The 16349-nt window shown below is 39.9% G+C and carries 16 protein-coding genes and 2 pseudogenes; 1 reads left to right on the forward strand and 17 read right to left on the reverse strand.

Translation table 11 applies throughout. The annotated features are described in order from the left end of the window. Nucleotides 1–40 precede the first annotated feature (40 nt). Nucleotides 41–922: pseudogene (locus NV349_RS13330) on the reverse strand (LysR family transcriptional regulator). Between the two features lie 155 nt (nt 923–1077). Between NV349_RS13330 and NV349_RS13335 the strand changes: the two are divergent. Further along, a pseudogene (locus NV349_RS13335) lies at nt 1078–2069 on the forward strand (DUF2332 domain-containing protein). Between the two features lie 60 nt (nt 2070–2129). Here the strand turns inward: NV349_RS13335 and NV349_RS13340 are convergent. The 16 genes from NV349_RS13340 to NV349_RS13415 all read right to left on the reverse strand — a co-directional run bounded on the left by NV349_RS13340 (nt 2130) and on the right by NV349_RS13415 (nt 16344). After that, the gene (locus tag NV349_RS13340) at nt 2130–2696 is read right to left on the reverse strand and encodes an NADPH-dependent FMN reductase (RefSeq protein WP_058844525.1); all 567 of its coding nucleotides are present in this window, start codon (nt 2694–2696) and stop codon (nt 2130–2132) included. Nucleotides 2697–2709: 13 nt separating this feature from the next. After that, entirely contained in the window at nt 2710–3765 is a 1056-nt protein-coding gene (locus NV349_RS13345; RefSeq protein WP_271913587.1) for an LLM class flavin-dependent oxidoreductase, read from the reverse strand. A 16-nt stretch (nt 3766–3781) separates the two neighbouring features. Continuing rightward, nucleotides 3782–4723 carry a ring-cleaving dioxygenase gene (locus NV349_RS13350; protein ID WP_036120093.1) on the reverse strand — a complete coding sequence of 314 codons (942 nt, stop codon included), beginning with the start codon at nt 4721–4723 and terminating at the stop codon, nt 3782–3784. A gap of 52 nt (nt 4724–4775) precedes the next feature. Continuing rightward, on the reverse strand, nt 4776–5219 hold the full coding sequence (locus NV349_RS13355) for a MarR family winged helix-turn-helix transcriptional regulator (RefSeq protein ID WP_036120090.1): 444 nt from the start codon (nt 5217–5219) through the stop codon (nt 4776–4778). Nucleotides 5220–5317: 98 nt separating this feature from the next. Next, a complete protein-coding gene (gene cdaS / locus NV349_RS13360) occupies nt 5318–5938 on the reverse strand; it encodes a sporulation-specific diadenylate cyclase CdaS (protein WP_036120087.1) in 621 nt (206 codons plus the stop codon). A 90-nt stretch (nt 5939–6028) separates the two neighbouring features. Beyond that, entirely contained in the window at nt 6029–7405 is a 1377-nt protein-coding gene (locus NV349_RS13365; protein WP_271910197.1) for an MDR family MFS transporter, read from the reverse strand. Between the two features lie 83 nt (nt 7406–7488). Further along, on the reverse strand, nt 7489–8070 hold the full coding sequence (locus tag NV349_RS13370; RefSeq protein ID WP_036120081.1) for a TetR/AcrR family transcriptional regulator: 582 nt from the start codon (nt 8068–8070) through the stop codon (nt 7489–7491). Nucleotides 8071–8184: 114 nt separating this feature from the next. Continuing rightward, nucleotides 8185–8415: a hypothetical protein gene (locus NV349_RS13375; protein WP_036120078.1), complete on the reverse strand. Its 231-nt coding sequence runs from the start codon at nt 8413–8415 to the stop codon at nt 8185–8187. A 305-nt stretch (nt 8416–8720) separates the two neighbouring features. Beyond that, a complete protein-coding gene (gene rnz / locus NV349_RS13380) occupies nt 8721–9653 on the reverse strand; it encodes a ribonuclease Z (RefSeq protein WP_036120075.1) in 933 nt (310 codons plus the stop codon). A gap of 98 nt (nt 9654–9751) precedes the next feature. Then, complete coding sequence (locus NV349_RS13385; RefSeq protein ID WP_089934751.1) at nt 9752–10588, reverse strand: class I SAM-dependent methyltransferase; 837 nt, start codon at nt 10586–10588, stop codon at nt 9752–9754. After that, on the reverse strand, nt 10585–12084 hold the full coding sequence (locus NV349_RS13390; RefSeq protein WP_271910198.1) for a cobyric acid synthase: 1500 nt from the start codon (nt 12082–12084) through the stop codon (nt 10585–10587). Before NV349_RS13390 ends, NV349_RS13385 begins: the two co-directional genes overlap by 4 nt. Before the next feature lie 352 nt (nt 12085–12436). Then, the gene (locus NV349_RS13395; RefSeq protein WP_058844520.1) at nt 12437–12973 is read right to left on the reverse strand and encodes a cob(I)yrinic acid a,c-diamide adenosyltransferase; all 537 of its coding nucleotides are present in this window, start codon (nt 12971–12973) and stop codon (nt 12437–12439) included. A 13-nt stretch (nt 12974–12986) separates the two neighbouring features. Further along, nucleotides 12987–13547 carry a nitroreductase family protein gene (locus NV349_RS13400; RefSeq protein ID WP_036120059.1) on the reverse strand — a complete coding sequence of 187 codons (561 nt, stop codon included), beginning with the start codon at nt 13545–13547 and terminating at the stop codon, nt 12987–12989. A 34-nt stretch (nt 13548–13581) separates the two neighbouring features. After that, entirely contained in the window at nt 13582–14349 is a 768-nt protein-coding gene (gene cobA / locus NV349_RS13405) for a uroporphyrinogen-III C-methyltransferase (RefSeq protein ID WP_036120058.1), read from the reverse strand. Beyond that, nucleotides 14346–14984: a precorrin-2 dehydrogenase/sirohydrochlorin ferrochelatase family protein gene (locus NV349_RS13410; protein WP_058844589.1), complete on the reverse strand. Its 639-nt coding sequence runs from the start codon at nt 14982–14984 to the stop codon at nt 14346–14348. Before NV349_RS13410 ends, cobA begins: the two co-directional genes overlap by 4 nt. Next, nucleotides 14977–16344 (reverse strand): cobyrinic acid a,c-diamide synthase CobB, encoded by a 1368-nt coding sequence (locus tag NV349_RS13415; protein ID WP_089934743.1) that lies wholly within the window; start codon nt 16342–16344, stop codon nt 14977–14979. The genes NV349_RS13410 and NV349_RS13415 overlap by 8 nt, the downstream gene beginning before the upstream one ends. Nucleotides 16345–16349 lie beyond the last annotated feature (5 nt).

Below are 16349 nucleotides of genomic sequence, written 5' to 3' on the forward strand. Positions count from 1 at the left end.
AACAGCATCATTTCAAAATCATTTTTGACCATCTTGTGAATTATAAATAATTTCTTGTTTGCAATAAATCTAATAATCCATCTGGTACTTGTGTAGATTCCTTATAAAAGAGGTATACGGGTACACTCGGTAATGGGAAATCTTCAAAAGGAACTATATTAAACCGTCCCTCCATCCGTTCTTTTCTCACAATCATACGAGGTAAAAACGACATCCCCAACCCATCCTTTATTAGCCTTTTTACCACATAAGATTGAGAAATGGATACTTGCTTCGTTAAAATATATGTTTCTCTTAATTTACGTAATAGCTCTCCCCAAATTGTTGGATGATGATGCGTAAATAAAGTATACGTTTGAAATAACTCCTCATAATCAATTTAAGTGCCTGTTTCATCATCATAGGCATCTAGGGGGATTACTAACTCTAATGGACTATCAATCAGCAGCTCTTGATGCCAATGTCGATAACGTGTTGGTAATAATGAAATACCAATATGAGCTTGATCTTGATTGACTAAATCCTCTATTTTAGCTGAATCCTCTACTAAAATTGATATCTCAAGTGAAGGATTGTCATTGATAAATTGATAGATCACATGCGGCAGAATCGTTTCAACCATTAACGGGGTCATAGCCATAATGATTTTTTCTTGAATACCTTTACTTGCTAATCGAATACGTTCAATGCTTTGTTCCCACTGATTGACCATTTGCTGTGCCTCTACTTGAAAAAGCTTTCCAGCGTCTGTTAATTGCACACGATTTTTTTCGCGCTTAAATAATTGTACATGCAGAAATTCTTCTAACTGCTGAATATGAACCGTAATACTTGGTTGAGATAAATGAAGTTGTTCCGCTGCTGTACGAAAATTACAAGTCTGGGCTGCGACGATAAAAGATTGTAACCATTTATATTCCAAAATCTCACCTCAGTGATTAAAAATATTAATTAAATTTATTAAATATATTTAATTTACTAAATTATACAATAAGATTAGACTGATGATGAACTTGATTATGTATGTAAAAAGGAGAGAATCATATGCCGCACACTATATTAAGTCGTCAATTTCAGATGTTTGCTCAACAGGAATGTCAAGGCTCAAGCCCCCTTTATGAACATTTAGCTACTAAAATTGCCAATGATGAAGATTTGTTAGACATTGCCTCCTCAATCCCACAGGATCAGCCTGCGCCCAATTTATTGTTGGCAGCAGTTCATTATTTATTAGCTACATCCAATGATCCTTTGACCAATTATTATGCATCTTTAACACCCTCCCCTCATCCAATACAGGAGGTGTTCCCTATTTTTAAAGCATTCGTACTATCACATACAAATGAATTAACGACATTGTTTCAAGAAAAGCTTGTACAAACAAATGAAATTCGACGTTGTGCCTATCTCTACCCAATGATGACTGAAATCTATGCCAAACATCAACAACCATTGGCTTTCATTGAAATAGGCGCAAGTGCAGGACTTCAGCTTGGTATGGATCACTACAATTATTGCTACAATCAACAATTATCCATTATCAATACGGAAAATGATTATATGTTATTCTCGGAAAATCGTGGTGAAACACTGCCTACCTCCCTTTCCCAATCTCCTATTGTTTGTCAAAGAATAGGATCGATTTAAACCCAATTAATCTTGGAAATAAAGTAGAAAGTCAATGGCTTCAAGCGTTAATTTGGCCTGAACATCATGAACGTAGAATATTATTCCAACAGGCCCTCCCCATCATCAATCAATTAGATATTCAGTTAATAAAAGGGGATGCGATTCAACTGATTAAAAAGCTTAGTCGAATAATTGAGCAAGAGGCGATGTTAGTGATTTATCATACACATGTCGCAAATCAAATCCCCATTGAATTACGTCATAAATTAATAGAGCAATTAAAAGAAATTAGCATGGGGAGGCCTCTTTATCATTGCTATAACAATTTATTTGATACAAAACTTCATCAAGATTTTATAGATCAAGGTACTATCATATCCATACGTACAATGCCGCGTCCAGATGGGCATGCACGATGGTTTGAATGGTCAAATAGTTAGCTTAGACGCAAAAAGAAACGCTGCGTCAGACTACTTACACAGCGTTTCATCTATTAATCTTTAAAAATCATATTCTGCATCTTTTTTTGCCCGAATTTCTGCAAAGGCATCTGCTACCATGACTGTATCCTCTGCTAACCGTGCTAGTCGGAAAAGGACATCATCGTTAACAATTTCTTTGCGTAAAAAATCCTTTTCTTCTATAAATACATAGGTCGGAACGATGTGCGCTTTCATATAAGCTAGTATCGGCTTTAGTTGCTGTTCCACCATTAAATAATGCTTGGATGTACCCGCTGTCACAATGACACTGATGACTTTATCGCGGAAGGCATTGACAGGTAAAAGGTCAAAGATATTTTTTAATGTCGCTGGAATCGATGCTTGGAATGTTGGCGTCCCAATAACAATTGCATCTGCAGCCATAATGGTTTCTGTCACATATTTTGTATCGCCTTCGTAGTCGAAGTAATTACGTCCATCACTAAAAACTAGTTGATAGTCAGCAAGATCCAGTAATGTAACTTCATGCTGTGGATATTTTTCTTGTAACATCTCAACTATTTTCTGTGTTGCTGTTCTTGTTTTAGAGCCGACAATAGAACCTGCAAGCGCGACAATTTTCATGATGAGCCACTCCTTATTTTGCTGTATATTTTTTCATCGCTGGAATAATATCCTGACCGATGATTTCAATATTTTTCATAATTTTATCAAATGGTACGCCACCAAAATCGATTTGTGCCATAAAGCGTTGCATGCCATATAGCTCGTACTGATAAAGTAGTTTTTCAATAATTTGCTCTTTACTGCCGACCATTAAAGCATCACGTGTATCGGGTGCTTGAGCAAATTGTTGCTTTGGATAACCTCCGCCACGAATGGCTTGGAAACCACCATTTAAATGTGGATACATGCCTTGCAATGCCTCTTTTGTTGTATCTGCTACATAAAACAAGCTTGTTGTGGCAATAGGTAATTCATTTGGGTCAAAACCTTTGCGTTCTGCCGCTTCTCGATAGGCATCAACAGATGGTTTAAAATTGATAGCAGGTCCACCTAATGTTGTAAGCATCATCGGAATTCCCATATATCCTGCTTTAATAGCGCTGGCAGGTGGACCACCAACTGCTCGCCAAATCGGTAAGGAGCCGTTTTTGGGCTGTGGTAAAATTTGTGCATGGTGAAGTGGTGCTCGAAATTGCCCTTCCCATGTCACCAGCTCCTCGTCATTGATTTTCATAAGTAGCTCTAATTTTTCCTCAAAAATTTCTTCATAGTCCTGTAAATCAATACCCAGCAATTGGTAAGCTCCTACACGTGACCCACGTCCCGCTACAATTTCTGCTCGACCATCTGATATTAAATCAATTGTGGCAAAATCCTCATAGATACGTACTGGATCTGAAACACTTAATACAGTTGCTGAGCTAGATAATTTAAGAGTGGACGTTGCCTGTGCAATAGCCCCTAACACGACTGTATGTGCCTGTGTTGTAAAGTACGATTGATGACTCTCACCAATACCAAATACATCAATGCCTGCTTGCTCAGCCAATTGACTAGCCTCTACTAGCTCTTTTAGTCGTTGCTGGGCAGAAATACGTTCGCCTGTTAATGGGTTTGGAATATGATCCCCTAAAGAGTACAGCCCAAATTCCAATCCTTTTGATTGATCGATACGATATTTTTCCATCATGTTTCATCTCTCCTTATTCTAGTGGTTCTAAAATGGCTTCAATTTCTGCACGTTTCTTTTCTAAAAAGGGTGGAAGGTCTAGCTCTTTTCCAAGATCTTCGACTGCTGAATCCACAGTAAACCCTGGACCCTCTGTCGCCATTTCAAATAAAATACCGTTGCGATCTCTGAAATAAAGACTTTGGAAATAATAACGATCGACGACACCTGTACTATCCAAACCCTGTGCCTTAATTTTCGTATCCCATTCCTGTAATTCCTCGACCGTTGCTACACGTAATGCAAGATGGTGAATACTGCCTTTACCAGGTTTCTCGCTTGGCCCTTCTAATTCTTTGACGACAATTTCTCCAAGCACTTCTCCTTCTATCGATTGCAGAATCGTTTCTTTGTCCGTTTCTGCAACAACTGTATAGTGAAATAAATCTTGTAGTAAATTCACGGTTCTTTGTAAATAGCGTACAGTGATTTCAACAGTCCCCATACCTAAAATACGATGTTCCTCCGGTATATCATTGCCATCCCATGCTTGCCATTGTGCAGGCGTATCATGCCCCTGATGATTTAACAGCACCATTCGTAATCCCTCATGATCTTCAAAAAACAAAGCCTCTTTGCCTGCATAAGTAGTGATATCGCTATGTTCTACCTCTAGCTGTTGAAAGCGTTCTTTCCAATATAGTAAGCTTTCGGAGCTAGGTACAAGTAAGCCAATACGAGTAATAGCATTCGTGCCCCGCACTGTACGTCCTGCAACGGGCATTTCAAAAAATGTTAATTCTGTACCAGCTGCTCCAGTTAAGTCACCATAAAATAAGTGATACATAGATGGTGAGTCTTGATTCACTGTTTTTTTCACACGTCGTAACCCTAAAATAGTTGTATAAAAATGATTATTCTGTTTGCCATTTTTCGTTAGCATGGATATATGATGGTGTCCATTTAATTTATTCATCCTACTGTTCCTCCTTTTTCACTTGACTAAGCAAGTGATGTTGTAAAAAAAATTACACGGGCGGCAATTTTTTTTCTCGGCTATGCTTTTCAAGCTTTGTCATCACTTTATATAAAGATTTTATTTCTTCATCTGATAATACTTCTTCAAAAAATGAGGATTGGAAGTGAAGTTGACTTGGTGTTGCTGCATCAATCATTTGCTCCCCTTTTGCCGTCAATGAGATAGCTTTGGTCTTCCAATTTTGTTTACGCTCGATTAGTCCCTCTTTTTCAAGTCGGGCAAGCATGCGAGACATGCCACCTTGTGTAACTGTTACTTTCTCTGCTAATTGAGATTGAGTGATCGGTGCATACGTTTGGATTTGGATTAACACATCGAATTGTGCCGTTGTTAAATCGAAACGCTTTAAAAATTCATTCGATAACTGGTTACTTTGCGTTGTAAAGCGCATCATACGAATCCATGTTAATGTGCCTAATGTATGATTTCTCATGACTTCATCCTCCCTTCAGTTATCACTTTACCACGCAAGTGATAACATTGCAAGAATAATATCTCGAATTTGAGATATTGTTTTACAGAGGAGAGTCCCTATATGATGCCAGGTGATGTAATCGGGTATAAATTTCCCTGAAAAGCAAAAGAAATCCTACCTGTTTCTTCTGAGACGACCATCACAAGTGCATCACTTACTTCACTTAATCCTAACGCTGCACGATGTCTTGTTCCTAATTTTTTTTCACCAGTTTGACGGTCTGATAATGGCAGTACATTCGCTGCCGATTCAATTTGATTTTGATTGACGAGTACCGCTCCATCATGTAATGGATTACCTGGAAAGAAAATGGATTCTAATAAGGAATGCGTTAAATCTGCCCCAATATGAATACCAGGCTGCATCAAATTCACTAACGAATCCTGTCGTTGGATGACAATTAAACCACCATGTCTTCTCAACGACATATTTTGCACACTATGTGATAATTCCGGATACTTTTCTGTAAACGGGGAAAGATAACAATTTAAATAAAACGTCGCGGCTTTCATTTCAATTGTCATAAATCTCTCTTTAATTTTCTCAAAATTGCCAAGGAGACAATTTGCATCTGTATCCATTTCTTGCACACTTTGCTGTAAGGACATAATCACTTGGAGAAGCTCATCTTTTAATGTTTCTTTCATTGGTGAAAAATCACAATTTATTGGATTCATAAAAAGCACCTCTCTTTTCTAAAATTGTGAAGCTTCTTCTTCCATTAGTTTCTCTCGATAAACTATTTTTATGCGTCAAGGAGATGGTGGCTATTTGGCATTTGGCTTCTTCATATATAAAGACAGTAGTAGTCCCACAGCACTTAAAATCGTTGTGACAATAAACGCTGTGCGAATGCCATTTAGCATAGCATCAGCAACACCCATTTCTTGCTGTAAAGTAGTTACCGTACTCATGATGGTTACAAGTAATGCCGTTACTAATGCACCACCGACCATACGCAATGTACTATTCATCGCTGTCGCATGTGCCATCAAATGGGTAGGTAAGGCATTCATGCCAGCGGTTGTCAGCGGCATCATAATCATTGAAATCCCAAAGGAAATCATCGTAAAGAGACATGCCAGTAGCCAAAGTTTTGTATGCATTGATAATGCTAGGAAAGCACCTGAACCAATTAAGATACTGGTGAACCCTACCAGTGCTAAGCCTTTTCCACCCACTTTATCGAAAATCTTCCCTGTCACTGGCGACAATATACCCATTACAAGCGCACCTATCAATAAAACCAGCCCTGTTTCGAGTGCCGACAGCTGCCGTACATTTTGAATATAAAATGTGATAAGTATTTGTGTACCAATCATGAGGGCATAAACTAAACTCGATAAAAAAGTTGTAATAGAGAACATGGCGGATTGAAATACACGAAATTCAAGCATTGGTTTAGGCAATTGAAGCTGACGTCTAATAAATAGAAACAGCGTAATTCCTCCTACCATTAATGATGCAAGTACTGGCATTGATTGAAATCCAACAGCTCCTGCGATGCTGAAACCATATAACAGGCCACCCCAACCTAAAGAAGAATAGACGATAGAAAGAGCATCTAGCTGCCCCTCTTTTTTTGTCGTGACATTTTTCATAAAAATCGTGGCCACAGTCAAAACAATAACTGAAACGGGTAAGACAGTAAAAAACAGATGTCGCCATGTAAAATGTTCTAAAATCCAGCCTGATAATGTTGGGCCTATTGCTGGTGCAAAACCTGTTACAAGGCCAGCTAGCCCCATAATGGAACCTCGCTTTTCTTTTGGATACATCGTTAATAAAATCGTTTGCATTAAGGGCATGATCACCCCTGCTCCAGCCGCTTGAATAACTCGAGCCATAAGTAAAACCGTAAAGGTTGGGGCAAAGGCGCCTAAAAATGTACCCATACTAAATAAAGTGAGAGCCACTATTAACAGTAATCGATTGGAAAAACGACCAATCAGAAAAGCTGTAATAGGTATGAGAATACCATTCGTTAATAAATATACTGTCGTGAGCCATTGTGCTAAATTAGCATCAATCTTGAAATCGTTCATAATTGGTGGCATAGCTATGAGTAATAATGTTTGATTGAGAATAGACACAAATGCTGCAGATAGTAGAATTGCTACTATGACATTTCTTTTTTCGTTCATGAAACTTCCCCCTAAATAGTATGTTAGTTAGTGATAACTAACATTTTACTTAAAAAATATATGCAAACTATGTGAGTGAACCATTAAACACAGACTCCACTCACAAAAGTAGCAACTAAATGTTGAATAAAAATTTCTTGTTGATCTTTTAGAAAATGTTGGTCCCATAGCGCATTGGAAACAAAAAAACCAAACAGGCTCGTTAAAAAAACAATGGCTTGTCCGTTTGTATCTATTTCCTTCATCTTTCCTTGTTCAATTTGAGATTGAAAATAAACGGCCAGTAAGCTTAGTAATTGTTTAGTTTGGTTATCCGAAATTGTATCCATTAACCCTGGTAGCATACTTCTATCTTGTGTAGTAATGAGAAAAATTGGTTTATTTTTTTCCATAAAGGCTAGATATGTGTTAGCAATTTGCTTTAAATCATTCTCTAAGTTTCCGGATAAATCTTGTGCAAATAAATGTTCAAAGTATGGGATATATGAGTGGCTTTGCAGGACAGCATGAAGAATTCCTAGTTTTGTTTCAAAATGACGGAAGACAGTCATTTCACTAACACCAGCAGTGGCAGCAATATCTTTTACCGAAACATTCGAATAGCCCCTTTCTGTCATTAGACTTGTTGCTGCATCAAGAATTTTATCTTTTGTGCCTTTTTTCATTGTACACGCCTCCAAAATGTTAGTTATGACTAACAAAAATATAGAGGATAGAGCTCAGTTTGTCAAAAAAAATGTGTTGTTACTAGAATACATTCTAATAACAACACGGATGAGCTACATATGACCTGCCCGAATTTTCTTCACAATACTAAAAGTCGTGTAGGCAGCAGCAGGTGCTAATACGATAATAAAAATAATCCAAACGGTTAAATTATTTGTTGCTTTTAGCGTTTCATAATTCGAGATGACAAAAATAATTAATCCGAATAGTAATAAATAGCTCAGCACATTTGGAAAAATAACAATTAATCGCAATAGTGCTGGCGGCATCTTTTGTTGATTCAATTAAACCACACCCCTTTTTTCAATTATACGGGAAGTGAAGGATCGATTGTACTATATTTTTCCTTTTAAACGCTATATTTACCTGCAAATCGTTGGCGTTTTTCTACTGTTGTATTTAATTGGTTGATCAATGCAGTTATGCTTTTCATATTTTCCGCTTGATGTATAGCCTTCTGAGCAAATATCTTTCTCCTTGGCTAGTAACAAACATTCCATGAGTCGAACTGAAAATAGTGATAGTAAGAACTATATATAAAAAACATCTATTAGTTGCATGTCAATCAATAGATGTTTTTTAAATTAGTTTAGATTAATTTATTATTTTGCCAAGTAAAAATGGCTTGATCGGATGTCAGTAATGTTTGGGGGAAAATTGCCTGTGCTTCTGCCAAAAATTGTGGTAAATCCTGTGGAAGAAAACGGGCACTTAAATGATTTAAAAGCAAGTAGTCTGCGCCAGCTTGCTGTGCGACTTTTGCTGCTTCCACATTGGTAGCATGACCATAGCTGGCTGCTAAAGCAGTCAGTGTCCCATCAAAGGTCGCTTCATGTACAATGATGTCAGCATCCCTTGATAATTGAATGGCCTCTTCGCAATATTTCGTATCGCCCAAAATCGTCAGTGTGAAGCCCTTTTTTGAGGGGGCAACAACGTCTTTTGCTTGAATCACATGCCCATTTTCAAGCACGACATCGTAACCATTTTTTAATTGACCAAGCAAAGGGCCTTTAGGAACACCAAGTGCCTGTGCCTTGTCGATTAATAATTCACCAGGTAAATCCTTTTGTTCAATACGATACCCATAGCATGGTACAACATGGCGCAATTCCTGTGCATAAATTGTAAAATGAGTATCCTCAAAAATAATCCCTTCTTGCACTTCTATAAAATACAGTGGATACGTTAAATGGGTTTTAGATAAGGCTAATGTTTGTTCAATCCATTGCTGTAAACCTGGGGGACCAAAGATCGTTAAAGGCTCATCCCCTCCTTGAAAGGAACGAGAGCTTAAAAACCCTGGCAATCCAAAAATATGGTCGCCATGTAAATGTGTAATAAAAATTTTTGTTACTTTACGTGGCTTTAACGATGTGTGTAGGATTTGATGTTGTGTAGCCTCCCCACAGTCAAATAGCCACATTTCGCTCACTTCATCTAATAACTTGATCATCAATGCACTCGTATTTCGCTCTTTTGAAGGCATGCCTGCGCCTGTCCCTAAAAAATGTAGTTGCACATATGCCACCTCACTTCTTGTTTCTATCGTTTTATTGTACCTTAACATACCCAATAAGAAAAACCCTTGGTGAACAGATTTCTCCAAAGGTTTCTCTTTTATTTTGGTTGCCATGAGACAAGGGCTGCATGAAAGTCATGACGATAATAATAGCGTCCCTCTTTTTCTTCAATAAAAGGTGAGAGAGCTTCTTCCACATGTGCTTGCTGGACATTTGCCGTTAAAATTTTTTTACTTTGCGTTGTAACAAGCTGTTCATAGCTTTCATATTCATAGACACGTTCCAAAGGGATAATTTGACAATCCGCATAAATATTCATCTCATACAGTAGATTTAAAAATTCTATATAATCTCTACGAGGAAACTTAATTTCATAGCCATACTTTTCATATAATCGCTCATAGTGAGGCTGAATAGGACCTGTCGTCATGCCAATGATGGCACGCTTTTTCGCAAGCCGATTCATATGGGATAAGGCGGCTTTAATTTCATACATCCGATAAAAACAATTCACGCCCAAAACGATATCATGTGGCTCAATTTCATCACTTTCTAGACTTTCCCATTTCGCATGAACATATGAAACATGCTCCTGATGAGGCATACACTGTTGTAAGTAATGCAGCATGCTTTCAGAGCTATCCACACAGGTTAGCTTGTCCACTCGCTCAGCCAATGGAAACGTATAATTACCCCATCCTGGCCCAATTTCTAATACAGAATACTGTGGCTCAATACTTTTTTGAAGCTCCTGAAAAATGCGTTGGGCATAAGGATCAGTTTGTCCTATTTTTTTACGTGCAACGGATTGAGCCCAAAATTGCTCCTCTAACTGATCATTGACCATGCGCTCCGGCATCATTCCATGCCAGTCTTTCATGCCCTCCTGCCATAATGCCTCATAATTAATGGCTAATGGTCCTTTTCTTGTCATATAGATACCTCTAAAGATAAAATTTCATATATTTTTTTCATATCCAGATTTGCTCGAACATGGTCGGCTAACATATTATAGGCGTCCTCTCTTCGTTCTGCATCACTTTTTACATCATTCGGTAAAGCCATTAACCCTTTTTTCACTCGTATTTCATTGACAAGCTGACGAGTAAAGGTGCGATTATGGAACACGCCATGAAAATACGTACCAATCACTTGCTCATCATGACTCACTGCGCCATCTTCTCGACCATCCTCTAGCAGTAGAAAAGGTGATACTTCATCACGTAAAATTTTCGTACGTCCTAGATGTATTTCATAGCCCGTCAATGTATCCTGCCCTCTTGTTCCTGTCATTTGTACCGTTTTTTTAGTGCCTACAAAAATCGTTTCCATTGGCAATAGCCCAAGACCATTTGCAGCTTCACCATTTCCCTCCACTGCTTCAGGGTCTAGTAATGTTTCACCAAGCATTTGGAAACCACCGCAAATGCCAATAATTTTTGTGCAGCGCTCACGTAAATGGGTAATAGCTTGATCGAAGCCCTGTGCTTTTAACCAAGCTAAGTCATCCATTGTACTTTTTGTTCCTGGCAGTATAAGCAAATCCGGTGTGCCTAGCTCATGGACATTGCTAATTAAACGTACACCTACTTCTGGCTCATCGAAAAAGGGATCAATATCAGTGAAGTTTGAAATACGGGGTAAACGAATCATCGCTACATCGACAGTAAATTCGCCTGGTTTTGGCTTTTTAAAGCGTAATGACGATAATGCAAGGGAATCCTCTGCTTCAATATTGATATTGACATAAGGAATCACACCAAGCACCGGGATACCTGTTTCTCTCTCCACCCATTCAAGACCATCATCTAATAATTCACGCATGCCTCTAAATTTATTGATGATTAATCCCTTAACACGGGCGCGCTCATCATCATCTAGCAACGCCAGTGTACCAACAATCGAGGCAAAGACCCCACCACGATCTATATCAGCAACAAGCACTACCGCTGCATCTGCTAAATGTGCCATTCGCATATTAGCAATATCACGATCCTTTAAGTTAATTTCAGCTGGGCTACCTGCCCCCTCTAGGACAATGACATCATATGTATTTTGTAGCGTACGGACAGATTTTTCAACGATTGGCATTGCCTCTTGCACAAAATTATTGCGATAGCTTTTGGCATCCATATTTAAAAAATGCTTACCATGGACGATGACCTCAGACATCATATCTTGCTTCGGTTTCAGCAGAATAGGATTCATATCAGTCGTCGCAATAACACGGGCTGCCTCTGCCTGCACCCCTTGTGCACGGCCGATTTCGCCACCATCCTTCGTAACAAACGAATTAAGAGCCATATTTTGCGATTTAAACGGGACAACACTTAGTCCATCATCCGAAAATATACGACAAAGTGCCGTACAAATCATACTTTTTCCAACATCGGAAGCCGTTCCTTGAATCATAATCGATTTAGCTGGCATAGTCACTTTCCTCCGTCATTATTGGTGTAACGCAGTATATTGTATTAGAGCTGTGCGGGTTTGCCTTCATTTCGGGAGTATTCTCGGAGCAAGCACGAGTATTTCTCTCCGCTCCGCGAGTATTCTTTGGGCAAGCGCGAGTATTTCCCTTCGCTCCGCGAGTATTCTTTGAGCAAGCGCGAGTATTTCCCTTCGCTCCGCGAGTATTCTTTGGGCAAGCGCGAGTATTTCCCTTCGCTCCGCGAGTATTCTCGGGGCAAGCGCGAGTATTTCCCTTCGCTCCGAGTATTCTCCGATTGATCGAGACTTTCGCGCCGCGCGTATATTTTTCACCCAGCAATGGTGAAGGGCTTTAAAATTCTAGCCCTTTCACCGCTGGGATGCCTTCATCATAGTAATGCTTTGTTGCATCGATGGTTGACACTAAATCAGCCATTGCCGTTAAGGCAGGGTTCGCGCTTCGACCTGTGACCACCAAATGCATCGTCGATGGACGTTGCTGGATCGCCTCTATGACTTCTGTTAGTGGAAGGACATCATCGATAGGAAACTTGGTGATAGCCAATGCATTGTTTAGTTCATCTAGCACCAATAAATCAATACTGTCGTCTTGCAGGGCGGCCTTCGTTTTTTTCCATGCTTTAGCTAAGGCAGCACGATGCTCTTCAGGTGTCTTTGTCCATGTAAAGCCGATACCCATTTGCTCCATTTCCACACCTAACTTGCGAAGGGCAATTTGCTCACCGTACGTACGCTCAGGTGATTTAATAAACTGCATATAGCGCACATTTAAGCCACGGCCAACTGCACGTAATGTGACACCTAGAGACGCCGTTGTTTTGCCCTTTCCTTCACCTGTATATACTAAAAACAAGCCTTTTCTTGCCATGTGAGTAGCCCCCTTACAGCCATGTTGTCTTTTCTGCAAATGGTGTACGCTTTTTGTCGCTTTGCTCCTGCTCTTGTGGATAGCCAATAAATATCGTACCGACTACTTTTTGAGAGGCACTTGCACCAATAAATGCATGCATACGTGAATCATGCACGAGCCCAACACCACGTGTACGCCAAACAAAACCAAGACCTAGCTCATCTGCAGTGAGCCACATGGACATAATGGCACTACATACGGCAAAAACATTATCCTCTGTCGCATCAGTATCACCTTCAACAATGTCTGCAGTAACAACAATGGCCACAGGCGTTGTTTGCACAACCTTTAAAGAGCTTTCCACTAAGTTCGGCTTTGTGGGGAAACGCTCTTGTAAATAGGCACTCGCCATTTCTTCATAACGCTTCATTGCCTCATCTTGAATAACATAAAAATGCCAAGGCTCACGCATACGGTCATTCGGAGCATAGGTGGCTGCTTGTAAAATTTGCTCAATTTTTTCTTTCTCTACTGGTTGTGTTGTGTAATTTCGAATGGCTCTACGCTTTTTTAATGCTTCGATAACGGTCATGTTGCTTCCTCCTTGTGCCTCTTCTAAGAAATGATTATGAAAATGTTAATCCCTGCTCTTCAAACCATTGAATTTTCTCACGTACATTGACTACCTCTCCCACGACAATCATCGAAGGATTATGATACCCTTCACGTTCAATAATGGCCGCTATCTCATCTAGCTGTCCTGTAATCGTGCGTTGTTGAGCAGTTGTTCCCCACTCAATGACCGCTACTGGCGTTGTGGCCTGACGTCCGTTTTCAATTAATTTGCGAGCAATGTAGGCAATATTTCCAACACTCATGTAAAATGCGACGGTATCAATACCTGTAGCCAATGCTGGCCAATTCAAAAAATCCTGTCCTTTTTCTTCACGACCATGCCCCGTCACTAGGGCAAAGCTTGTCGCGAAGTCTCTATGTGTCACTGGAATCCCTGCATAAGCAGCTGCAGCAATGCCGGCTGTAATACCAGGAACGATTTCATAGGTTATGCCATGATTTTTTAATATTTCTGCTTCCTCAGCACCACGTCCAAATACAAATGGATCGCCACCCTTCAGACGTGTCACAACTTTACCTTCTTGTGCTTTTTCAACAAGTAAGGCATTAATTTCATCTTGAATAAGGTGGTGCTTACCTGGAAGTTTACCGCAATAAACGAGCTCTGCATCCTTTTTTGCAAAGTCGAGCAATGTGGGATTCACAAGACGGTCATAGGCAATCACATCAGCTTTTTGAATACATTCCAGACCATACACAGTGATGAGCTTCGGATCCCCAGGACCTGCACCAACGATATATACTATTCCTTCCTTCATTGCTTCGCTCCCATCAAAAGTTGTTGTAAATAGGCTTCACGTCTATCAATCTCTCCATGACGTGTCCATTCCAGAATGCTTGGCTCTAGCAATGCTTGTAATGCCGCCCGTCTTTGCGGACCTTTATCATACTTAGCAGCAATCATTAATCGTGCTTGCTGTAAAAAGCATACATAGTCATCATAAGCATCATCGAATTGATCTTCTAAATCTGCTTTGATCTTGCGCGCTAGACTTGGGCTTGCTCCCGATGTCGAAACAGTTAACACCAATGGGCCACGACGAACAGTAGCAGGTGTAATGAAATCACTTTCACTTTGTCTATCCGTTCGATTGATTAATTGCCAATGCTGTGCCGCCTCTTGAACAGCTTCGTTTACAGCCGTCACATTCGTTGCAGCAATAATGAGAATCGCATCATCCAAATCACGTGGTTCAAATTCCTTCTGCTTCCAAGTAATTTGCCCCGAATCGGCAAGTGGCTGTAATGTATCATGTAGGGTTGGACTGACTATGACAATATGGGCCTTTGCGGGTAATAGAGAGGCTACCTTCTGCGTTGCCACGTGTCCGCCACCTACAATCACTACGGTTTTATATTCTAGATTGATATGAATAGGAAAATAATTAGTCATCATTTTTCACCTTCTTACAAGCTGTTAACCAATTGTCAACTAGCTTTGGGTTTGATACAAAATGGAAATGTGTATAACCAGCCACCAAATTCCCTTTTTTATAGCCTTCTTGCTTTTTGCCAAAACGACCAATCGTCTCGTAGGCTGGTGTGTTGTGGGTACCACTATATTTAGAATAATGGAATTCATGGCCCTTCGCTTCTTGCTCCACACCAATTAAGAAATTATCTGCTGTGCCAAAAATTTCACGATAGCCTAGTGCTGCAAGCTTTGTCTGCATGGCCACTTCCCCTGGAATCACACCTACCATTTCATAGCGTTCACCCTGACTATTTGTAATAGCCTCTGTTAAATACATAAAGCCACCACATTCCGCTAATGTTGGCAGTCCTTTGGCAATAGCGTCTTGAATAGAGTCTTTCACGACTGTATGTGAAGCCAATGTCTCTGCGAATTCTTCAGGAAAGCCACCACCAATATAGAGGCCATCTGCTTCTGATGGTACAGGCTCATTGGCAAGTGGAGAGAAAAATTGTAATGTCGCGCCTTTCGCACGTAGCAAAGCTAAGTTTTCTTCATAATAAAAATTAAATGCTGCATCCCTTGCAACCGCTATACAAATATTTTGTGAAGGCTCCTCAGCAAATAAATGACCTGATTCATGTAGGATAGGGGCTTTTGTTAAGTCAAGTAATTGATCCAAGTCAATCGTTTCTGCCATAAGGTCACCTAGTTTATCAAAAAATGAATCTAGTTCTCCCCTTTCAATGGCGGGTACTAACCCTAAATGACGACTCGGAATATCGATGCCTTGTTCACGTTTTAAATAGCCGATGACAGGAATGCCACATTCTTGTTCAATAGCCGCCTTGGCGATTTCATAATGACCGACACTGCCCACTTGGTTCGCAATAACGCCAACGATCCTCGGTTTATCTGACAAAACTTGAAAGCCTCTTACAACAGCTGCTACACTACGCGCCATACTTGCACAATTAACAATTAAAATAACAGGGCTCTCTGTCACTACACTAATATCTGCGGCAGAGCCAGCATCTGATAAAGGACTTTTGCCATCATAGAAGCCCATCACACCTTCAATAATGGACACATCCGCATCCATACTTGCGCGTGCCACAATATCACGTACTGCTTCATGGGAGAACATCCAGCTATCAATATTGCGTGATACTCTACCTGTTACAGCCGTATGATACGTTGGATCGATATAATCAGGGCCACATTTAAAGCCCTGCACTACTTTTCCTTTATTTTGTAGTGCTTTCATCAGTCCAATGGTGAAAGTAGTTTTGCCTACCCCACTACCCGTACCAGCTAGTACAAAACGATTTGTTTGCATGGACT

This window comes from Lysinibacillus sp. OF-1 (assembly GCF_028356935.1).
Taxonomy (GTDB): Bacteria; Bacillota; Bacilli; order Bacillales_A; family Planococcaceae; genus Lysinibacillus; species Lysinibacillus fusiformis_D.